Below are 22,812 nucleotides of genomic sequence, written 5' to 3' on the forward strand. Positions count from 1 at the left end.
ATTATATTTAAGAATTATTACTTATCTAAACGTAATAGAATTCAACGGCTTATTGATAATTAGTTATTAAATTTTTTCGACAATTCTGATGTATAATTGCTAAATTAATTAGTTGATCTAATAAGGCAGAATAAGTTAAACCACTTGCTTGCCATAATTTAGGATACATACTAATTGACGTAAAACCAGGTAACGTATTTATTTCATTAAAATAAATTTTACCTATTTCTTCATTAACAAAGAAATCAATACGAGCCATTCCCTTACATTTTAAATAGGTAAAAATCTCTGCTGCTATTATCTGTAATTGACTTAAAATTTCTGCATTTAAATTTGCAGGCACCACTAATTCTGTTTGATGGCTCTCTAGATATTTAGCTGTATAAGAATAAAATCCATCTGGATGATAAACTTTAATCTCACCAGCAATACTAACTTTAGGCCCGCTATTAGGTTTTTCATTTTCAAGCACAGCAAGCTCAATTTCGCGCCCTTTGAGATATTCTTCAACAATAATTTCCTCATCATAGCGCAATGCATCTGCAACTGCTGAAGTTAATTGGTCTAAGTTATTTACTTTATGAGTACCTACGCTTGAGCCAAGTGAGCAAGGCTTAACAAATAAAGGCCACCCTAATTCATTGCTGACTTTTTCACAAAAAATTTTCCGCTCTGTATCATTAGTATGCCAAGATAATACCTGATACCGAGCATAGTGAATATTGTGATAAGTACTTAAAATTCGCCTGGTCATATCTTTATCCATACCGATTGCTGAAGTTAATACATCGCAACCAACATAAGCAATACCAGCGAGCTCTAATAAGCCTTGTAAACAGCCATCTTCATATAAGGGACCATGCACAACTGGGAAAACGACATCAACATCAACAGCCGGACGTCCATCCATAAGGAAATTAGGAATTGGTTTAGAGTGAGGTGTTATAACAGGCAGACTTTCTTTAAATGCTAATAAATCCTGATAATTATTTAAATAAAAACGTCCTTCTTTATCCATTCCTATGGGGATAATATTATATTTACTGCTATCAAGCTCACCCAGTACTGATGCGGCAGAAATTAAAGAAATTTCATGTTCACCTGATTTACCGCCATATAAAAGAGCTAGATTAAGAAGTTTCGACATTAATGGTCTCCAATGATATGTACTTCTCGGATAAGTTCAACTGAGGTTTGTTGACTAACAGTATCACGAATCAAGTTAATTAAAGATTCGATATCTTGCGCTGTTGCTTGTCCCTCTTGATTAATAATAAAATTTGCATGCTTTGTGGAGACAGCTGCTCCACCGAGTTGTTTACCTTTAAGGCCACAAGTTTCAATAAGTCTTGCTGCATAATTGCCTGGCGGGTTTCTAAATACTGAGCCACAATTATATTCATTAGTTGGCTGAGTATTTGCCCGGTGTGTTAATAGTTCTTTAATAAGTTGAAGAGAGCGTTCTTTCTCGCCAGGTACTAATTTACAAGTAGCAGCGGTAAACCATTCTTCCTTATCTAAACCACTAACGTGTCGATAAGAAACAGAAAATTCTTCTGGTTTACGTTTACGCTTTATGCCTTGACGATTTATAGTTTCTACTTCGACAACTGATTCCCATGTTTCGCTACCAAAGCAACCTGCGTTCATGCGCAAAGCACCGCCCATCGTTCCAGGGATGCCAGCCCAAAATTCGCCACCAGAAAAATTATTGCGTGCACAAAACCTTGCCATTGTCGCACAGGAAACACCTGCTTCAACACGAATTTGATTATCATCTCCTATTTGTATTTCTTTTAAGCAACCTTGAGTTAAGATAACGGTACCAGCAAAACCACTATCTCTAATTAAGGAATTACTTCCTAAACCCAGCCAGACAATCGGCTCATCTGCAGGTAGATGCTGTAAAAATAAAGCTAAATCATTGATGTTTATAGGTTTATATAATTTCTTCGCTATACCACCTACACGCCAAGTTGTATACGAAGCTAATGATTCATTAAATAGCAATTTACCTTGATAATCCACTTTATCATTAGAAGCGAGATTAATATTGTTCATGCTGTTTCTCTTGAAGTTTGCATCAAATTAATGGCTAACTGTCCTACACTTCCTGCTCCTTGCATTAGGATGACATCATCTGTTGTAATTACTTCATCTAAGATCTGACTAAGATTCTCTTCGTTAACAAGCTTAGCATTTGGACGAGTTAAATGTATTTGCTGAAGTAAAGCTTGACTTGTAATTTCTGGAATCGATGTTTCACCAGCTGAATAAATATCTAATAGTAATAATTGATCGGCAAAACTTAAAGCGTTAATAAACTGCTCAAATAAAGCCTGAGTACGTGTATAGCGATGAGGTTGAAAAATATGTATTAGACGTTTGTTAGGCCAAACCTGACGAAAGGTTTCCAGAGTAGAAAGGATCTCTTTTGGGTGATGACCATAATCATCTACAACAATCGCATTACCTTTTTCAAACTGCCTTTCTCCTAATATTTGAAAACGGCGTCCAACACCTTGAAATTTGAGCAATCCTTGAACGATGGCATTATCATCAACGCCTAGTTCTGTTGCTATAGCAATTGCTGCTAGCGCATTTAAAACATTATGGCGCCCTGGCCATTGAAATTTAATTGCTAAAGGTTGTAATGATTTTGGCCTTTGTACCGTAAATTCACTTAAAAGACCATTTTGAGTCCAATTTAAGGCTCGGTAATCAGCCTCTTCACAAAAACCATAAGTTAAAATAGGCCGCTCAATTGCTGGTAATATATTTCTTACTTCTTCATCTTCAAGGCAAACAACTGCCAAACCATAAAAAGGTAAATGATGCAAAAACTCAATAAAGGTTTTTCGTAAGTTATCAAAATTATTATTATATGTTCCCATATGATCAGCATCGATATTGGTTACTACCGCCATCATCGGCTTTAATTGAAGAAACGAAGCATCACTTTCATCTGCTTCAGCAACTAGATAGGCTGATTTTCCTAACTTGGCATTTGTACCACAACTATTTAATTTACCGCCAATAATGAAGCTAGGATCATAACCTCCTTCGCACAATAAGCTACTCACAAGACTCGTTGTTGTTGTCTTACCATGCGTTCCTGCAATAGCAATTCCATAACGAAAGCGCATTAACTCAGCGAGCATGGCTGCACGTGGAATAACCGGAATATGCTGCTCATAAGCAGCACATATTTCTGGATTATCAGCCTCAATAGCTGTTGAGCGCACAATAACATCAGCATTCTCAATATTTTGAGCTTGGTGACCAATAAAGATTTTAATACCTAATGCTTGTAAATGTTGAACAGCGCGATTTTCACTTAGATCAGAACCTGTAATTTGATATCCATCATTATGTAAAACTTCGGCAATACCACACATGCCTGCACCACCAATACCAACAAAATGAATTTGCTTTATACGCCGCATCCTTGGCGAGAAAAAATGTCCTAAGCTTTCCACAACATTCCCCTTTTATGAAGTCGGCGATCGCAATCCTAGTGATTGCCAACGATTCTCATGATCAATACGTAACAACAAAGCAATGACCATACAATTAACTACCACACTAGCACCTCCATAACTTAACATTGGCAGTGTTAAGCCCTTTGTTGGTAGCAACCCTGAATTAACGCCCATATTAATAGCTGCTTGTAGCCCTAGCCAAAAAGTCAAACCATAAGCAGTGAACGCAGCAAAAAATCTCTCCTGACTATGAGCCGTATAACCAATTGATAAACCTCTAAATACTAATATAGTATAGAGGACTAACACCAAAAGGGCGCCAAACAGTCCCAACTCTTCAGCCAGTACAGCAAATAGAAAATCAGTATGAGCCTCAGGTAAATAAAATAATTTTTGTACGCTATCACCCAATCCTACACCAAACCAACCACCGCGTCCGAAAGCGATTAAAGATTGAGTTAATTGATATCCGCTATTAAATTGATCTGCCCACGGATCAAGAAAAGCTGTTAAACGAGCAACCCGATAGGGTGATGAAACAGCTAGCATAGCTAAACAACAAATTACAACTATAAGCAAACCTAGATAATAACGCAATTTTACGCCTGCTAAAAATAACATAGCCATAACTGTCCCAGCAATGACTACTGTCGCACCAAAGTCAGGCTCAAGTAAAAGTAGACAGGCAATTAAACTTAAAATGATCATCGGTTTAATAAAACCAAAAATAGATTTCTCTACTGTTTTTTGCTGTCTCACTAAATAACCCGCCACATAGAAAATCATAATTAATTTAGTGAGTTCAGAAACCTGAATACCAATAGGGCCTAATGACAACCACCTACGACTTCCATTTACTGTATGGCCAATGCCCGGAATTAAAACAGCAACTAACATTATCAAGCAGATAAAAAGTAGCGGCATACTGCTTTTCTCCCAAACACTACTATCTATACGCATAATAATTAAAGCAAGAAAAAAGCCTACGAAAAGAAATACAAACTGGCGAATGAGGAAATGAAAAGGATTATGATAATATTTAGTTGAAACCATAACCGAACTCGATGCAACCATCATAAGACCAATAATAATTAACCCAAGCACGGCGCTCATTAACCACTTGTCATAAAGAGATAGTGGCTTATGTGTTGGCTTACCTCGCTGGGTGTAATGACGTGGCTGCATCATCATAATTCCTCTACTAGACTCGTAAACACTTCACCACGATGATTAAAATCTCGAAACATATCCTGACTGGCACAAGCAGGTGATAATAAGACGATATCCCCCGCCTGAGCCTGCTCAGAAGCAATGCTGACAGCTTGCTCTAGGCTCTTGGCATGCAGTGAAGGAACAACACCTTCAATAGCTTGCTCAATCTTAGCAGCATCTTTACCTATGAGAACCACTGCCCGAACAAATTGCATCACTGGTATTTTTAATTCACTAAAATCAGCACCCTTACCTAAGCCTCCTGCAATTAAAACTATTTTTCCTTGCATGGCACTACCCATCCCTAAAATGGCTGAAATAGTTGCTCCAATGTTAGTACCTTTTGAATCATTAACCCAATCAACCCCATTTATTGTTCTTACCTTTTGACAGCGGTGAGAAAGTCCTGAAAAGGTTTTTAAAACAGAAGACATTACCTCTATACTTATGCCAGCGGCAAAAGATAAAGCACAGGCAGCTAAAGCATTTTGCCAATTATGTCTACCTTTTAAGCACAATAAATCGACAGCGAGAAATGGTAAATTACCATTGGCTAAAAAATAATTATTATCCTTATAAGTTATACCCCAATTTCCGATGGTAGCTGTGTCTAGACCAAAAGTAACTAAATTAGCATTAATGTTTTCTACCTTAGGGAATGGATAAGTCTGTTTATCGTCTCGATTGTAAATTAAGAATTGAGCATTTAGATATATTCGTTGCTTTGCTTGGCAGTAAGCCTCAAGGCTAAAATGTCTATCTAAATGATCTGGTGAAATATTTAATATTGTTGCAGCAAGTGGTGCGAGTGAAAATGTTAAGTCTAATTGAAAACTAGATAATTCAAGTACCCATAAATCATATTGTTGTTTATCATCAAGGAGATCAAGCACTGGTAAGCCTATATTGCCAGCTACGGCAACTTTTAACCCTGCAGCTTTAGCTATTTCCCCTACTAGCGTTGTTACCGTAGATTTACCATTAGTCCCAGTTATAGCAATAACAGGTTTATTAACTTCTCTAGCAAAACACTCTATGTCACCAATAATAGGAATACTCTGATTTCTAGCTTCTATAAAAACTGGAATATTGAGTGCCACGCCAGGACTGGCAATAATCTCTTTCAATTGAGGATAAATACTTATAGGTAAATCACCAAGAAAAATGTCAACACCAGGAAATTCTTGCTTAAACTCAGTTAAATTATTTACTTCTTTTCTAGTATCATAGAAGATAAAAGGTAAATTGCGACGTTGTAAATAGTTCGCAATAGATTGGCCAGTTTTACCTAGGCCTACAACTAGATAAAGGGATTGAGTCATTGTTCACCTAACGTAATTTTAAAGTTGCTAAACCACATAAGACAAAAACGACAGTCATAATCCAAAAGCGTACTATAACCTTAGGCTCCGTCCAGCCTTTAAGTTCAAAATGATGATGAAGAGGAGCCATTCGAAATAATCTCTTCCCACCTGTATATTTAAAATAACCCACTTGCAAGATTACTGATATTGTTTCAATCACAAACAAACCACCCATGATTAATAATACTAATTCTTGCCTAACCATAACCGCAATAATGCCTAAAGCAGAACCTAAGGCTAAAGAACCAACATCTCCCATAAAAACTTGGGCGGGATATGTGTTATACCAAAGAAACCCTAAACCGGCACCAACAATTGCTGAGCAAAAAATAGTAAGCTCACCTATATTAGCTAAATAAGGAATACCTAAATAATGAGCATAAACGTTATTGCTACTTGCGTAGGCAAATATACCTAAAGCACCTGCCACCATTACTATAGGTACAATTGCTAAACCATCCAAGCCATCTGTTAAATTAACGGCATTACTACTACCAACAATGACAAAATAAGCTAAAATTGGAAAAAATAGTCCAAGATCAATTAGCCAGTTTTTAAAAAAAGGAATACTAAGCTCCGTTTGTAAAGGCATACTAGAGCTAAAATAAAGAACCACAATAGCAATTATTGCAATGATTGATTGCCATAAATACTTCCAACGACCGGGTAAACCTTTACTATTTTTGCGCACGACTTTGCGATAGTCGTCAACCCAACCGACAATTCCAAACCCAAGCGTCATTAGTAATACTAACCATAATGAAGGTTCACCTAGATCACCCCAGAGTAAGCAGCTTACTGAAATTGCAACAAGAATAAGTACCCCACCCATTGTTGGCGTACCCGCTTTTGTTAAATGAGTTTTTGGTCCATCCTCACGCACGACTTGACCTAGCTGTAAATTTCGAAGCCATTTAATCATAAAAGGGCCACAAAAAAGACCTACTAAAAGTGCGGTTAAAGCAGCTAAAATGGACCGAAATGTTAGGTATTGAAAAACTCGAAACGCATGATACTGTCCTTGTATTAACTGCGTTAACCAATAAAGCATATCTTTTCCTCTTGCGAAAATTAAAATATTTAACTTGATCAGCTAGTGATCGTACAAAAATTGGCAAGCATATCACATGCCTAAAGTATTAACCCACTAGTTCATGCACTATTTTTTCCATACTGGCTGAGCGAGATCCTTTCACTAGCACCGTTGTATCTTTATCAAGCCAGGCCAATAAATCTTTTGTTAACTCTTCTTGCGAAGCATAGTGACGGGCGCTACTTCCAAATGCTTTACTAGAAAAAACACTATGTTTACCACATGTTAACAATAAATCTATTCCTTTACGCTGTGCAGCATAGCCAATTTCTTCATGATGCTGTTGAGTCCACATACCTAATTCACCTAAATCCCCTAGAACTAAAATACGCCGGCCTTGCCGCTTTGCTAATACCTCTACAGCAGTTAGCACAGAACGTAAATTTGCGTTATAAGTATCATCAATAACCAAGGATTCATTTTTACCTTGTAAATAAGTTAACCGTCCGGATACCCCTTTAAAGTTTTGTAATCCGCGAATTATTTCTTCTAGGGAAATACCTACAGCAAGGCAACAAGAAGCGGCAGCTAGTGCATTGCGTGCCATATGCTCACCCGGAACCTGTAAAGTTATATCGCTCTCAGCTGAGGAAGTGACTAATGTAAAGGAAGCGAAACCTGCCTCATTTAGTAAAAAGTTTTTCGCATAAACATTTGCTTGCTTTGTCAATGAAAAACGAATGGTTTGTTTATCAGCTAACAAATTATCCCAAAAATGTGCATAATCGTCATCGTCATTTACTACAGCCGTCCCCTTATCTGTAAGGCCAGCGTAAATTTCACCTTTAGCTCGAGCAACACCTTCAATTGATCCAAAGCCTTCAATATGCGCAGGCGCAATATTATTAATTAAGGTTACCTGGGGTTGTACTATTTGTACTGTATGAGCAATTTCGCCTATATGATTAGCCCCTAATTCAAAAACAGCATAGCGATGTTCAGGTTTTAGCTGTAAAACACTTAAAGGCACCCCGATATGATTATTCAAATTACCTGGTGTTGCATGAGCAGGCTTGGTTAAAATACTAGCTATCATTTCTTTTACGGAAGTTTTACCATTACTACCGGTTAAAGCAATAACTGGGCAATTTATTGATTTCCGATGTAACTTAGCCATTGTAGTCATAGCTTGTAGAGTATTTTTAACAACAAATTGGGGAATATTAATGCCATCAATTTGTCTCTCGCATAAAATTGCAATAGCACCTTTAGCTTGCGCCTCAGCAATAAAATGATGACCATCAAATTTTTCACCCGGCAAAGCAATAAATAAATGACCTGGTAAAACTTTCCGACTATCAATAGAGATACCTGTTACAAAAAGAGGTTGACTATATTGACATCCTAATTGTTGAATTAAAGTTGTAATGTTCATAGTATTATTAAGGAAGGTATTAAAATAAGTGTAGTGATTATTAACCTTACACACTAATGTTAGTAAAATGCAATATAAATTATTAAGGAAAAGCCGCTACTGTTTTAATTTCCTCTATATTAAGAGTAATATCAATTTAAGCAATTTCGTTTTCCTTAAATTCTTTAATATCTGATATATCAGTAATATTTAGTAATTTATAATAATGTCTTAAACTTTCTGCCGTTAATGGCCGCTTTTTTTCATCAAGTAAAAGTGTATCTAATTCATCACTTAGCTGCTTGGCTGTATCCAACATAATAGTAAAGCGTTCTTTATCGATAGTAGGATTACCTGAAGAATGCATGAATAAGCATAAGCCTCTTACCGAAAATCCCCCAATATTTTGCAAATCGAAAACCCCTGTCGGTGTTGCAGCTGCAAGGCTGCATAAAATGGGGCCCTGACCATTGGAATATTGATGTCTATGAAACAAGTGGCCTTCGCCAAACCTCAAGCCAGCAGCTAATACAGTTTGCAGTAATTCATATCCTGCTAGCTGACGATTTTCTTTAGCCAGTAAAAACATCATGACTGAAGGGCCTGTTTCATTATTACTTTCATAAGATGACTCATTATTTATAACTTCATCAACTAAAATAGGTTTTTTATCATCATGTTCACTAGCACTAATTTTTACATTAGCTAAATCCTCTTCTTCGTTTAATAGGTTAGAATTAACTTTGCGTACAGCAATAATGTCATCAAACGGCTTATTTTCTACTTTACCTAACGGCGGTTGATAGCTTGAGAAACGATTGGCTTGACGTTTGGTTTTCATTAAACGTCCTATTGCAATGACTACGCCAATTAGTAATATTACATTGAGTACTAGACTTAAGTTTGCCTGCATATTGACTCCTATTCACTGTCCGCTACATTTATACCTCTTAGAATTAAAGGTATATCACTAATACTTTTTAGCGTATTAAAATTAAAATTTATTAAGCCTCAGTTATTGCTAAAGCTTGCTCAACATCAACAGAAACGATTCGAGAGACGCCTGGCTCACGCATAGTTACACCAATTAAATGATCAGCTAATTCCATCGTTATCTTGTTATGCGTTATAAACAAAAATTGCACTACTTGGGACATTTCTTTTACTAAATTACAAAATCGTCCAATATTTACATCATCTAAAGGCGCGTCTACTTCATCTAACATACAAAAAGGAGAAGGATTTAACTGGAAAATAGCAAATATTAGCGCCACTGCTATCATTGCTTTCTCTCCTCCGGATAGCAGATAGATTGTATTATTACGCTTTCCTGGCGGCTGCGCTGTAATTAAGACGCCTGCTTCTAATAAATTATCACCAGTTAACTCTAAGGCAGCTCGCCCTCCACCGAAAAGACGTGGAAATAAAGATTGAAACGTAGCGTTCACGTCATTAAATGTTTGTTGAAAACGCAATTTTGTTTCTTTATCTAACTTTTCAATCGCAACCTCAAGCATTGCTAGGGCATTAATCAAATCGCTATATTGCTCGTCTAAATACTGTTTTCTTTGCATTTCATTGCTATATTCCTCAATAGCTGCAAGGTTAATAGCACCTAGGCGATTTATTTCCGTAACGATTTCTTCAATATGCTGCTCACGCACTTTAATAGTTATTTCAGGTGCTAATGCCTTAATTAGGGCTTGCACTTGAAACCCTTGCTCTTTTAATACATCTAATAGATTACCGATTTGCACTCGAAATGTCTGTAGTTGTAACTGCAGTTGTTGCATTTTTTCTTGTAAAATTTTAATTTGCTTTTCATCTGCTTTAATTTTAGCTTCTTGAGCTGTAAATTTGGCTTTGTCATCATTAAGCTCTTCGCGTATGACTTGTAAAGATTGCTCTACTTTTTTATGCTCTTCTAATCTCACTTCTAATTTTTTTTCGCAAGAAAAATTAGATTCTAAAAGTGTAGCGAGCTGTTTATCATCTTCCTTTAAACGTTCCTTTAATAAGATTAACTTGTCTTGTTTAGCAGCAGCATTAGCAGTAATTTGTTTATAAGTTAATTGATTACGTTCATTTTCTATCTCTAATTGATGCATCAAATTACGTGCCTCATGTAAATCTTTTTCTTTAAACAAAAAGGCATCATCAAAATCTTGTTTGCTTCTATTATATTGCTCTTGTTCAGCTAAGAACTGTTGCTTTAAGGGAAGAGCTGCTGCAATTATTTGGTCTATAGTAAAGCGTTGATCAGCTAAATCTACTAATCGTTGTTTTATTTGTTCATTATCTTTTAATAGCTCTTGCCTCTTCGTATTAAGTTGCTCAATTTTCAATTGGAGCGTATCAATTCTTGTTTTTTCTGATCTAATTTCATCAAGAATAATATTTAATTCTTCTTTAGAAGCAACTACTTTCTCCTGCTGCTCTTCTAAAAACAAATGAAGTTCATCACGTTTTTGTTTTAATTGTTCTAAATTCGTTTGGGCTTGTTGAAGCTCGCTTTCTAAATGACTTAATTCCTCTTGCTTAGCTAATAAACTAACGGTATCTACAGGGGCTTTTCCCGTAATTCGAATCCACCCTTTAGCAAGCCAGCAACCCTCTTTTGTAATAATTGACTCATCCTCACCAATTTGAGGCAGCCAACTACAAGCTTCTATAACACTTGAGGCTGTAAAAACCTTATGCAAATTTGGTAAAAAATAAGGTACAGAGCTACTTATTTTATCAGCTAGGCATGGATAATTTGTTGATTTTTTTAAATTAAAATAAGGAGTAGTAAAACTTTGCGAGTTATCTGCTAGTTCATTTAATTTAGCTAAAATAGGTTGAAGTGAGGTAACAACGGTTGCTTGCAAATAGTCTTTTAAAACTAATTCGCATGCATATTGCCATTCTTTATCCACTATTAAGCTTTCAAAAAGACGCGGGTGATCTTTTATTGAGCTATAGCTTTGCTTTTTAATCGTAGCTAAGATCGCAGCCACTGACGCATGCTTTGCTGTTAACTGATGCATTTGATCTTGAGCCTGATATAGTTCTGCTTCCGTTTGTATTAATTGTTGACGTATCTCACCTAAATTATTAAATAGTCTTTGATAATTGATTTCTTGCTCTGTCTTTTTATTTTCTAAGTGTATTAAATTGGTTTTCTCCTGCACGAGATTAATAGCATTTAATTCTTGAGTAAGTGAAGACAACAAGTCTGTGTTTTTATCAAAAGTAATTTGTACATTTTGCTGTTCTTGAATGATATGTTGATAATGCACTTGTTGCACTTGTAGCTCTTGTTCAGTACGAGTTAAATTGGTTTGGACTTCTTTAATTTTTGTTTGCCACTCTAACTGCTCTTGTTTTGCAACTTGATATAGTTGCTGCTTTTTTATTAATTGCTGTTTAGAAGCCTCTAAATTAAACTCAGTTCGTTTAATATCATCCTGATAATTTTGTATTAATTTTTGTTCATGGTTTAATTGAGTATTTAACTCCAGCTGTTCTGTATAAATAGTTTGTCTATTCATTAATAAGCGCTGATGTTCTTGATTTTGCTGCTGCAATTGTTCTTCTAAGCGAGCAATTTCTGTTGTTAATTGATAAAAATGGGCTTGCTGGGTTTCAATTACATCCTGCGTTTGCTCTATTCTTATTTTTAAAGAGGTATTGTGGCTATATATTTGTGTAATACTAGTCTGATATTGCTCATAATCTATAGTAAACTGGTTAATTTGGTTTTCTAATTGTGATGATTGCTTAGTTAAGTCTTGCCATTTGAGCGCTATTATTTCTGCTTTATAAGTTCGCTCCAAATTCTTTAGTTCTTGATAATATGCAGCTGCTTTTGCTTGTCGTTCAAGTCGCTGTAATTGTTTAGTAAGCTCATCCCTGATATCACTTACTCGGGCTAAATTTTCTCGAGTCTGATTTATACGCATGACAGTTTCACGTCGTCGCTCTTTATATTTAGAAATGCCTGCTGCTTCTTCTAAATGAGCACGTAACTCTTCAGGCTGTGCTTCAACTAATCTTGATACAGTCCCTTGACCAATAATTGAATATCCGCGAGCGCCTGCACCGGTGCCTAAAAAAAGATCGGTAATATCGCGTCGCCTACAGCGAATTCCATTTAAAAAATAAAGAGAATCCCCTGCACGAGTTACTAATCTTTTAATAGCAATTTCTTGATAATTACCATATTGGCCACCAAGCCTGCCTAATGAATTATCAAAAATCAATTCAACTGAGGCTTGTCCTACCGCTTTACGGTTAGTTGAACCATTAAAAATAATATCTGTTAAGGATTCACCCCGTAAGGTTTTAGCGGAGCTCTCTCCTAATACCCATCTAACTGCATCAATGATATTTGACTTTCCACAACCATTTGGACCAACCACAGCTACCAGATGGCTGGGGAAAGGAATAGAGATTGGATCAACAAATGACTTAAATCCTGCTAATTTTAATTGTTTTAGATGCATCAGTAATAAAATAGAAAAAGATTACAAAATTGTACCTTAAGGATTTTAGGAGGAGAAGATAAAATCTTGTAGTACCTACCCTTATTGATAGTTACTATTTTAAACCGTACTGATTTATTTTATCTAACAACTTTTCTATAAAATCAGTACTTTGTTTATAATCATTTACCAAATTATCATAAGCAATTTGTAGCGCTTTATGCTTCTCCTGATCGACATTGCGCCTAGATTTATTTACCTCATCATTCAATTTAATTAACTTAAATTTTAATTCTTTAATTTCATTTTGTAACTTTAGACGTTCTTGCTTTAATTTAGCAATACGCTTTATAAAAACCTGATAATATTTTTTTCCAATTAGCGTTATAAATAAGTTATTAATAATGAGAGGAAAAATCCAAATTGGCCAAGCTTTAAAAAAGAAATGAAATCCAGGCGAAGAATGCATGATAGGTATATCTGGCTCTTGAAAACCACCTAAAAAATGGGCTAATAGATATTGTTCCCAAAAATAAAATCCGCTAGATAAAAAAGTTACGACTACAATTAAGATTAAATATCCTATAATTTTATTAATTGTTGCTTTACGCAATTCTTTTATCCATGCTGAAATGGGCTTCTTTCAAAATTTGCTGCAAGGAGTCAAGTTACAGGTTGCGCCAGCGCACAGAACCGGAGTGTACCGAAAGTACATGAGGATTTGAGCACTGCCGCAGCCTGCAAATTGGCCCTTGCGGTAGAGTTTCAAAAGAAGTCTAATGAAGTTACTTGCCAATGTACCTTAATCACGTGAAAATAAAAAGTATTCGTATTGCTTAGGAGATAGGATGACCGCCGATACTGAATTAAGCCAACTTATGCAATCAGTTGCTGAAAAAAGTCTGCAAATGTTAGAAAGTTTTCGTAACCAACCACCACAGCTTCCACTATGGATTAATCGTTTCATTGATTTAACCAAAGATTTTCAAGCGCTCATGGCAACTTTCTTTAAAAATCCAGAAAAAATTTGGCAATATCAGATTGCTTATTGGCAAGATGCCATGAGTTTGGCGCAAGATCAATTTACTTGTTGGCTAGAAGGGAAATCTATGCCAATTGAAGACAAACGATTTAGTGGCGATGAGTGGGTTAATAATCCTTTTTTTAATTTATTAAGCCAGCAATATTTATTAGCTAGTGAACATTTTAATACCTTGCTTGAAAGGTTAGATTATGGCGATAAACGTTTAGCTAAACGAGTACAATTTTTTAGCCGGCAATATTTAGATGCGTTATCTCCAGCCAACTTTATTCATACTAATCCACAATTAATGGCAGAAACTATTCAAAGTCATGGCAAAAATTTACTGCGCGGACTACAAAACTTATTAACCGATATGGAATCTGGATCAGCTCGTTTAATTATTAAAATGACTGATATGGATGCTTTTAAAATTGGTAAAAATCTAGCAACGACACCTGGGAAAGTAATTTTCCGCAATGAAATGATGGAATTAATCCAATATACCCCACGCACTGAGAAAACATATACTATCCCCTTAATGATGATTCCGCCTTGGATAAATAAATACTATATACTTGATTTGAGTGAAAATAATTCACTTATTGGCTGGCTTGTTAAACAAGGAATTACAGTTTTTGTTATCTCCTGGGTTAATCCCGATGCTACCTTTGCAAAGAAGGGCTTATACAGCTACTTAAGCGAGGGGCCGATGACTGCTATTGAAGTAATTAAGGAGCAACTACAAGTAAACAAGGTCAACACCTTAGGTTTTTGTATAGGAGGAACTTTACTCGCCTGCCTTCTCGCCTACTCTAAAGCACATAATAAAAAATCAATTAGGAGTGCTACATTTTTAGCATCCATGATTGATTTTAGTGATCCAGGCGATATCTCTGTCTTTATTGATGAGCATCAAATCAGACACTTAGAAGAGCAGATGAAATTAAAAGGTTATTTAGATGGACGCTTTATGGCAAGTACCTTTAATTCACTGCGAGCAAACGATTTAGTATGGTCCTTCTTTATTAAGAATTATTTACAAGGTCAAAATCCTGTTCCTTTTGATATTCTTTACTGGAACGCTGATGCCACCAATATGCCTGCAAAAATGCATTCTCAATATCTACGTTGGATGTATTTACATAATAATTTAATCAAACCGGGTAAAATTAAATTAAATCATACACCTTTAGATGTTAATAAAATTGACGTACCAACTTATTTTATCTCCACAAAAAAGGATCACATCGCCCCTTGGCAAACAACTTATGTTGGTTTTCAAGCAATGAAAGGTGAAAAACAATTTCTTTTAGGGGGTTCTGGCCACATTGCAGGTATTATTAATCCGCCCTGTGCTAAAAAATATGATTATTATGTAAATCCTGCAACTGATCTGTCTGCAGATGAATGGTTTAATAGTGCAACTAAATATACAGGTTCATGGTGGCCTACTTGGTTTAAATGGCTTAAGAAAAAATCTGGTCCTTTAAAACTTGCGCCTAAATTTTCTGAGCTTCCCTATAAGCCCTTAATAGCTGCGCCAGGTAAGTACGTCTTTCAAACAACTTCACGTCCCGAAGCCGACGTTGAAAAAGAAAAGGAAATTACAGAGTCATAATATAAAGTTATTTATTAGGTCTTTTTCTAAACTGGCGGCAAATAGATGAGATTAATTGAAAAAGGCTGAAAAAGTAAAGCGTCATGAGGTACATGAGCATCCTCATCTGCATGTGAACAGGCTTTGAAAACTGTGTTTTCTGATTAGCATTGTTGTGTAAATAAATTTTAGAGATATTTATTATCAACTTATTTTATGTCATCTTAGAAATTCTCTGTCATCCCTTTGTGAGTTCTCTGTCATCCCCGCGCAGGCGGTGATCCATTTTAATTAGTACTGGACTACACTTCAAATAGATTCCCGCCTACACGGGAAAGATATTAGCTTTATATTGAAAAAGGCATCCATTAATTACGTAACAAGGCCAATAGGAAACTCATGAGCATTTCCATCTACACGGGCACAGGCTTTGCAGTATTATTTTCGTTCAAAATATATCAAATACAGCTTTTTGGTGCAGAGGTAATCTATTACTATTGAATACCAAACCAACCACCCGTATCTCCTCCGGCCCAACATGATGCTGAGCGGCAGGCAGCAATTTTATTACTGCATAAATCTTTAAAAGATTGCTCTGCACTAATATCTTGATTCTGGTAACCTTGAGGCTGACAAATTCGATTGCTATAACTACCTTGAACACGAATTTGGCCCATAACCGATATAGAAGGTGAAACAGCATAAACACCAGGACTATGTGAATAACAGGCTATATAACACCCAGGCATGCCAGTATAGCTATTATCAGTAGGAATTAAAACTTTCATCGCCCCTGGATATGGGTGATTTACTACACCAGAATTAGGTATGACATACACTGGAAAAGGAGAAGGCAATAATCTTTGATTAATAGAATCAGACGCCTGATTTTGATTAGTTTGTAATACTTGGGTGCCGCTATAAGTTGTTATCATTAATGAGCTTAATAAAATACTTGATGAGCTTACTATTAGCTTATTCATAATAATTCCTTCTTAATAGTTCGCTATTTTTAGTATAGACTGCCTCCTATAAAGATATTTTATTTGTTTTTGTCGATTAAAGGTTTAAATAATAATATATGATTCAGGCAGATTTAATTATTCAACAAACTAAAAATTGGATTACCTCATTTATTATCCCTTTAAAACTTTGTCCTTTTGCGAAGTATGTTATTGATCAAAATACTATTCGATTTAGTATTAGCCAGGCGCCAAATAAACAACTTGCATTAGCTGATTTACGCAATGAAATTATCAATTTGGAAAGTAATAAAACTATCGAAACAACTATTGTAATCTTTCCAGAGTTATTTAAAGATTTTTTAACTTATTTAGATTTTACTGCGTTTGCTGAGAAAAAACTTATAAAAAAACAATATGAGGGTATTTATCAATTTGCGACCTTTCATCCTGATTATTGTTTTGCTGATGCTGAAAGCCAAGACGTTACTAATTATACTAATCGCTCGCCTTATCCCTTGGTACATATTTTACGAGAAGAAAGTATAGAGCAAGCTATTGCTTTTTATGGAAATACTGAAGAAATACCACTTAATAACATTGCGCTTCTACGTAAACTTGGTTTAGAAAAAGTAATTACAATCATTTCTAAAACAAATACGATGACATGTACTAACAATATAGAAAATTCTAGCTAAGCTAATAATTTTAATAATTATCTTTTTAAAATAGAAGGTATCTTAAAAAGGAATTTATTAATTTAAATTTTATTCTAGCTATCGCAAATAGTAAGTCTACGATAGCTGAATAAAATTAATTATTATCTTTTACCATCAGCCTTTTTTGCTTCTTCAACAACAGATAGCATAGCTTTTTCAAAAATCTCAAATGACTTTTGCATATAATCCAAAGCCTTGTGGCCATTTTCAACAGCAAGATTAATTTGCTTTTCTATAAATTCTTCAGGTTTTTTAATTTTTGCGAGCTCTTCAGGCTTTAAATACTTAAAATTTTGTAATGTTTTAGCATTTAATTCAGCGATAGCTTGCAAAGGTTCCTGAGCTTTTCTCGCTAGGTCTGTCCAGCGTTCTAAATATGCTTGGTTCATAATTAAACCTCCTTATGTTGCACTGCACAATATTAGATTAGCTCTTCTAACTTATATTGTCAATTAATTGAAGCAATATTCTTATAATTGAATAAATGCTAATAAAATTGTTAAAAAAGCCAATTTAATTATTCGTTACTAATTAATTTTTATTACCACTAAGCAGTCTATTTAGCTTTAAATAAAGATTGCCACTGATTAAACATTTCACCAACCTGCTGCTGCCAAAGCTGAGCTGTTTGCTGGTAGTCCTGTAAATAAGGACTTTTTTTGATAGAGGTCTCAAATGAAGCAAATAACTGCTCTAAAATATTTTTATATGCTTGGCTCATTGGATGACTAGCTAATACAATTAAATGTTTTAACATATCTGCGGATAGAAATTGACTGGTTGTACTTTCCATTTCTACTAGGATTTGTAATAGGGTAGCACTCGTTATATCTTTATTAGTGCTACTATCTTCTACTCGAAAGGCGATACCTTGAACAACATAACCCTGTAATTCCTCAACGGTAATGTATTGACTTCTTTCAGTATCATAAAGGCGACGGTTTTTGTATTTTTTTATTAATCTCACCATTTAATCCCCAATTAATTCTTACTTAACCTTAATACATATGTAAACCACCGTTGATACTTAAGTTTGCGCCAGTAATATAGCGACTTTTCTCATTAATTAAAAACTCCACTACCCAAGCTACTTCTTCAGGCTCTGCTAAACGCTTAGCGGGGATTAAATCAATAATTGCCTCTAAAATATCCGGTCGAATTCCTTTCATCAAACGTGTGTTTACATACCCAGGCGAAATGCTATTTACAGTGACATTAAAGGCCATTAACTCTTGCGCTAAGCTTTTTGTAAATCCATAAATACCAGCCTTAGAAGCCGCATAATTAGCTTGGGAGAATTGACCTTTTTGAGCATTGACTGAGGAAATATTAATAATACGGCCACTTTTTCGAGCCCGCATGGTTTCTACTACTTGCCGAGTAACATTAAACATGCCATCTAAGTTAACGCGCAATACCTCATCCCATTGCTGTTTAGTCATTTTGTGGAAAACTGCATCACGCGTGATACCTGCATTATTAATAAGCACATCGACTTGCCCAAATTCTGCAATCAGCCCTGTAATGACTCTTTCGCATTCATTAAAATCAGTTACGTCCATATGTCGAAAATGCAAATGTTTATATCCTTGCTGATTTAATTCCTGTTGCCAGACCTCCCCTTTGTTATCTGTTACTACATCAAGTGCTACAACATGGCCAAAATAAGGAGCTAACTGCTTTGCAATGGCAGTACCAATATCGCCTGTTCCCCCAGTAATTAATATAACCTGTTCATTTTGCATTTTTTTTAACCTTATGCATATTTAACGTAACTGATTTATTTTACATATATTGACCACCATTTATATCTAAATTTGCACCTGTAATAAAACTAGAATCAGGAGACGCAAAGAAAGCAACAGCTTCTGCAATTTCGCTTGGCTTTCCTAATCGGCCTACAGGAATATTAGCAATAATACTGTTTAAAATATCTTCTTTCATGCTAGTAAGCATGTTTGTTTCTATGTAACCAGGTGAAATAGTATTAACTGTAATGCCTTTATTTGCTACTTCCAAGGCTAAGCTTTTACTAAATCCAAAAAGAGCGGCTTTGGTAGCTGCATAATTACATTGCCCAAATTGCCCTTTACGACCATTAATTGAAGAAATATTTATAATACGTCCATAATTTTTATCAATCATATGGGGAATAATATTTCGGGTCATGTTAAATACACTTGTTAAATTGGAATCCACGACCAGTTGCCATTGCTCAGGTGTCATTTTTTTAAGACTACCATCGGCTGTAATACCAGCATTATTCACTAATGTATCAATATGCCCATAACGCTCAATAATAAGTGCTGTTAATTTTTCGCAATCTGAAAATTTACAAATATCAGCATAAACAATATCAATATTGTACCCTGCTTCCTGCTGAGCTTTTTGCCATTGCTTTGCCTCTTCATGTTTACCATTTTTAAAATAACAGGCAATGACTTGGTAATCTTTTGCCAACTGCTGACAAATTGCTGAGCCAATACCGCCTGTACCCCCAGTAACGACAGCTATTTTCCGCTCCATAGAAATAGACCTCGTGCAAGTTAGTGGATACTTATAAAGTAAGTATATTTTTTTACTTTATGCCTACATAAAAAGCAAATCATTTCATATTTCCAAACTATAAAAAAATATTAAATGCAAAATAAAGGCCAAACTTATTTAAAATTACTTGTTTCTATTAAATATCAATAGGAAAAACTTAATAATTTTTTTAGTCACGCTAAGAAGCAATTATAACTTTTAGAGTAGTTTACCTATTATTTTGAACTAACTAGATTGATTGCTTTTGAGCATTATTTAATAAATTTATGTAAAAAAAGACTCACTATTCCTTGTGCCACTATGTGAGGTTATTTTAAATGTTTTGCCGCGCCCAACCTAAACTCCCTATAAAATCGACTGACAAAGAATTACTTTTGTATATCTGAATTAATTTAAACTGGTACTCTAAATTAATATTGAGCAATTGTTAACATGAATTGTTAATGGGTATTAACTTCATAATTAACACCCATTAACATACTATACCCTATCAAATTTTAACCTGTTTTGGTACAAAATTTTTGATTTGCTGAGCAAATTGATGTAGAACTTCCAAACCAGATTCTTCAGCTTGCTTACACCATTGTTGTAACGATTCTACTAATTCCTTTTGAGAAGTCGCTGTCTTTAGCCAAATATTTTGGAGAGATTGACGATAAAAATAAACAATTTGCAAACGTTCACGCTGGGCTAATAAAGCCTGCAGTTTGGTTTTCGCACGAGGGGATAATAAACTATCTTGCAAGCGTAATAACCGACCAGCGCATTGAAATAGCTTTTTCTTGGCTTTATCATCTTTGGCTAAGCGCTTTTCCAGTTTAAGCGTTGGTAGAACGACACGTTTATAATAAAAAGACATAACCTGAAAACGATTATTAATCACAGCCCTAACAGTATCTAGATCAACATGAAGCTTTCTTTCATCAGTTGCTAGCTTTGGCGGTAATTTTTTAACCTTAGCCAATCCTAACCAGGATAAACAGCGAATATACATCCAGCCAATATCAAATTCCCACCATTTTATTGAGAATTTAGCAGATGAGGCGAAAGTATGATGATTATTATGCAACTCTTCGCCACCTATCCAAAAACCCCATGGAAAAATATTGGTTGCCGCATCAGGGCATTCAAAATTCCGATATCCCCAATGGTGACCTATACCATTAACTACCCCTGCAGCATGAACGGGAATCCAAAGCATTTGGATAGCCCATATAGTAATGCCAGGAAGGCCAAAAAGTAATAAATTAATGATAAACATGAGCAAAATACCTTTGGCCGAAAAGCGACTATATAGATTGCGTTCAATCCAGTCATTTGGCGTACCATGAGAATACTTTGCAATCATAGCTTTATCTTTTGCTGCGTTTCTATAAAGCTCTGCACCTTCCCAAAAGACTTTTTTTATGCCTAAGACCTTAGGACTATGTGGATCACCTTCAACATCGGTAGTAGCATGATGTTTACGGTGAATAGCTACCCATTCTGCTGTAATCATACCGGTGGTTAACCATAGCCAAAAACGAAAGAAATGACTCACAATAGGATGCAACGTTATTGCTCTATGGGTTTGACAACGATGAAGATAAAGGGTAACTCCAGCGATTGTAATTTGTGTTAAAACTAGTGTGGCTATAACATAGCCCCAAAAAGAAAGATTTAATAATCCAAACATCATAAACTGCTCCTCGCAAAGATGTGATGCTAAATAGTTTCAGTATTATGCTGTTAGTTACAAATAGAAGCAACTACTGTTAAACTTTATAGTTAGAATTTTGTACAGTAAGCGTTATTTTCAAATGGTTACTATTATAATATTAACACAGAATGAGACTTATTATTGGAAATTTTATGAATAAAAGATTAAATTACCTGTTTCAGACAATTATTCCCTTCTTACTTGTTGGTATGGTTATTGCCATGTTGATAGGATTACTTATCATGTTTTCTTATGTTTTAATGTGGGGAATTCTGATTGGTGGTATTCTTTGGGTTGTTTCAGTAGTTAAGAACCTTATTTTTCCTAAAAAGACCATTCTCAAGTCAGAAGGTCGTATTATAGAACACAATGATCGTAAATAATGCCTGAATTACCTGAAGTTGAGACGACTCGTCTAGCCATTAGTCCTTATTTGACTAATCAAATTATTACACGGGTTACTATTAGAAATTCACAGTTACGCCTACCTGTATCCGGTGAGTTATCGGATATTTGTCCAGGTCAAACAATTGAGGCGGTAGAACGCCGGGCTAAATATTTAATTCTTATTCTTTCCAAAGGTTATATCCTGATTCATTTAGGCATGTCAGGCCATTTGCGCTTAGTTAATCCATCAACACCACTTGAAAAACATGATCATATTGAGCTTACCCTTGAAAATGGCTTAATCGTACGCTATCAGGATCCACGACGTTTTGGTCTTTGGCTCTATTTAACCAGCGAACCAGCTAACCATAAGCTATTAAATCATTTAGGCCCGGAGCCCTTAACAGATAATTTTAATGCGAATTATCTATTTAAACGTTGTCAAGGAAAGAAACAAAGTATTAAATCATTTTTAATGGACAATCAAATTGTAGTTGGCATTGGCAATATTTATGCCACAGAGAGCCTCTTTTTAGCGGGCGTTCATCCTTTTGAGTCTGCAGGTAACTTAACAATCGAACAATTAACTAAATTAGTTAACTATGCTAAACGAGTATTACAACAAGCCATTGATTATGGGGGTACTACGTTGCGTGATTTTTACTCTTTAGGTAATCCTGGATATTTCATTAACCAATTAAAAGTATATGGTCGTAAAGGGCAAGCTTGTATTGATTGTAATACTATAATTGAAAGTTTAAAAATAGCAGGTCGTACGTCAGCTTATTGCCCTAAATGTCAGCCATTAAAACAGAATTAATTTTGTAAGTTAAGATACATGCAGTATTATCAGCTACTGAAAAGTCATATGAACTGGTTATGTTTCTTTAAAAGATAAATTTAAAA

General features: G+C 35.2%; 20 protein-coding genes. 4 read left to right on the plus strand and 16 right to left on the minus strand.

All coding sequences use genetic code 11. From position 1 onward, the window contains the following. Nucleotides 1–49 precede the first annotated feature (49 nt). The 10 genes from DYH30_RS13850 to DYH30_RS13895 all read right to left on the minus strand — a co-directional run bounded on the left by DYH30_RS13850 (nt 50) and on the right by DYH30_RS13895 (nt 13,584). Entirely contained in the window at nt 50–1,147 is a 1,098-nt protein-coding gene (locus DYH30_RS13850; RefSeq protein ID WP_115332210.1) for a D-alanine--D-alanine ligase family protein, read from the minus strand. Then, on the minus strand, nt 1,147–2,061 hold the full coding sequence (murB, locus tag DYH30_RS13855; RefSeq protein WP_115332211.1) for a UDP-N-acetylmuramate dehydrogenase: 915 nt from the start codon (nt 2,059–2,061) through the stop codon (nt 1,147–1,149). The genes DYH30_RS13850 and murB overlap by 1 nt, the downstream gene beginning before the upstream one ends. Next, nucleotides 2,058–3,479, minus strand: coding sequence for a UDP-N-acetylmuramate--L-alanine ligase (gene murC, locus DYH30_RS13860; protein ID WP_423202819.1), 1,422 nt, complete (start codon nt 3,477–3,479; stop codon nt 2,058–2,060). Before murC ends, murB begins: the two co-directional genes overlap by 4 nt. Before the next feature lie 12 nt (nt 3,480–3,491). Continuing rightward, entirely contained in the window at nt 3,492–4,667 is a 1,176-nt protein-coding gene (gene ftsW / locus DYH30_RS13865; protein WP_165482131.1) for a putative lipid II flippase FtsW, read from the minus strand. A 2-nt stretch (nt 4,668–4,669) separates the two neighbouring features. Next, on the minus strand, nt 4,670–6,016 hold the full coding sequence (murD, locus tag DYH30_RS13870) for a UDP-N-acetylmuramoyl-L-alanine--D-glutamate ligase (RefSeq protein WP_115332213.1): 1,347 nt from the start codon (nt 6,014–6,016) through the stop codon (nt 4,670–4,672). Between the two features lie 7 nt (nt 6,017–6,023). Further along, on the minus strand, nt 6,024–7,109 hold the full coding sequence (mraY, locus tag DYH30_RS13875; protein ID WP_115332214.1) for a phospho-N-acetylmuramoyl-pentapeptide-transferase: 1,086 nt from the start codon (nt 7,107–7,109) through the stop codon (nt 6,024–6,026). Between the two features lie 88 nt (nt 7,110–7,197). Further along, nucleotides 7,198–8,526 carry a UDP-N-acetylmuramoyl-tripeptide--D-alanyl-D-alanine ligase gene (locus DYH30_RS13880; protein ID WP_115332215.1) on the minus strand — a complete coding sequence of 443 codons (1,329 nt, stop codon included), beginning with the start codon at nt 8,524–8,526 and terminating at the stop codon, nt 7,198–7,200. Between the two features lie 136 nt (nt 8,527–8,662). Next, on the minus strand, nt 8,663–9,418 hold the full coding sequence (locus DYH30_RS13885; RefSeq protein ID WP_115332216.1) for a cell division protein ZipA C-terminal FtsZ-binding domain-containing protein: 756 nt from the start codon (nt 9,416–9,418) through the stop codon (nt 8,663–8,665). Nucleotides 9,419–9,509: 91 nt separating this feature from the next. After that, nucleotides 9,510–12,992: a chromosome segregation protein SMC gene (gene smc / locus DYH30_RS13890; RefSeq protein WP_115332217.1), complete on the minus strand. Its 3,483-nt coding sequence runs from the start codon at nt 12,990–12,992 to the stop codon at nt 9,510–9,512. A gap of 94 nt (nt 12,993–13,086) precedes the next feature. Continuing rightward, nucleotides 13,087–13,584, minus strand: a complete 498-nt coding sequence (locus DYH30_RS13895; RefSeq protein WP_115332218.1) for a cell division protein ZapB — start codon at nt 13,582–13,584, stop codon at nt 13,087–13,089. A 235-nt stretch (nt 13,585–13,819) separates the two neighbouring features. Here DYH30_RS13895 and DYH30_RS13900 point away from each other — a divergent pair, with 235 nt between their 5' ends. Continuing rightward, nucleotides 13,820–15,613, plus strand: a complete 1,794-nt coding sequence (locus DYH30_RS13900) for a PHA/PHB synthase family protein (protein ID WP_115332219.1) — start codon at nt 13,820–13,822, stop codon at nt 15,611–15,613. Between the two features lie 473 nt (nt 15,614–16,086). Here the strand turns inward: DYH30_RS13900 and DYH30_RS13905 are convergent, their stop codons facing one another. After that, nucleotides 16,087–16,575 carry a hypothetical protein gene (locus DYH30_RS13905; protein ID WP_115332220.1) on the minus strand — a complete coding sequence of 163 codons (489 nt, stop codon included), beginning with the start codon at nt 16,573–16,575 and terminating at the stop codon, nt 16,087–16,089. Nucleotides 16,576–16,673: 98 nt separating this feature from the next. Between DYH30_RS13905 and DYH30_RS13910 the strand changes: the two genes are divergently transcribed. Beyond that, the gene (locus DYH30_RS13910; protein WP_115332221.1) at nt 16,674–17,252 is read left to right on the plus strand and encodes a DUF1415 domain-containing protein; all 579 of its coding nucleotides are present in this window, start codon (nt 16,674–16,676) and stop codon (nt 17,250–17,252) included. A 122-nt stretch (nt 17,253–17,374) separates the two neighbouring features. Here the strand turns inward: DYH30_RS13910 and DYH30_RS13915 are convergent, their stop codons facing one another. The 5 genes from DYH30_RS13915 to DYH30_RS13935 form a co-directional block, all read right to left on the minus strand. Further along, complete coding sequence (locus tag DYH30_RS13915; protein WP_115332222.1) at nt 17,375–17,662, minus strand: phasin family protein; 288 nt, start codon at nt 17,660–17,662, stop codon at nt 17,375–17,377. 167 nt (nt 17,663–17,829) lie between these two features. Next, complete coding sequence (locus DYH30_RS13920; protein ID WP_115332223.1) at nt 17,830–18,243, minus strand: polyhydroxyalkanoate synthesis regulator DNA-binding domain-containing protein; 414 nt, start codon at nt 18,241–18,243, stop codon at nt 17,830–17,832. Nucleotides 18,244–18,271: 28 nt separating this feature from the next. Continuing rightward, the gene (phbB, locus tag DYH30_RS13925) at nt 18,272–19,018 is read right to left on the minus strand and encodes an acetoacetyl-CoA reductase (RefSeq protein WP_115332224.1); all 747 of its coding nucleotides are present in this window, start codon (nt 19,016–19,018) and stop codon (nt 18,272–18,274) included. A gap of 40 nt (nt 19,019–19,058) precedes the next feature. Further along, on the minus strand, nt 19,059–19,799 hold the full coding sequence (gene phbB, locus DYH30_RS13930; protein WP_165482124.1) for an acetoacetyl-CoA reductase: 741 nt from the start codon (nt 19,797–19,799) through the stop codon (nt 19,059–19,061). A gap of 511 nt (nt 19,800–20,310) precedes the next feature. Then, on the minus strand, nt 20,311–21,498 hold the full coding sequence (locus DYH30_RS13935; protein ID WP_115332226.1) for a DesA family fatty acid desaturase: 1,188 nt from the start codon (nt 21,496–21,498) through the stop codon (nt 20,311–20,313). A gap of 173 nt (nt 21,499–21,671) precedes the next feature. On the opposite strand from DYH30_RS13935, the gene DYH30_RS13940 reads away from it, so the two are divergent. Further along, entirely contained in the window at nt 21,672–21,902 is a 231-nt protein-coding gene (locus tag DYH30_RS13940; protein ID WP_115332227.1) for a hypothetical protein, read from the plus strand. Continuing rightward, a complete protein-coding gene (mutM, locus tag DYH30_RS13945) occupies nt 21,902–22,726 on the plus strand; it encodes a bifunctional DNA-formamidopyrimidine glycosylase/DNA-(apurinic or apyrimidinic site) lyase (RefSeq protein ID WP_115332228.1) in 825 nt (274 codons plus the stop codon). The genes DYH30_RS13940 and mutM overlap by 1 nt, the downstream gene beginning before the upstream one ends. Nucleotides 22,727–22,812 lie beyond the last annotated feature (86 nt).

Origin of the sequence: Legionella busanensis (assembly GCF_900461525.1) — a bacterium.
Classification (GTDB): Bacteria; Pseudomonadota; Gammaproteobacteria; order Legionellales; family Legionellaceae; genus Legionella_C; species Legionella_C busanensis.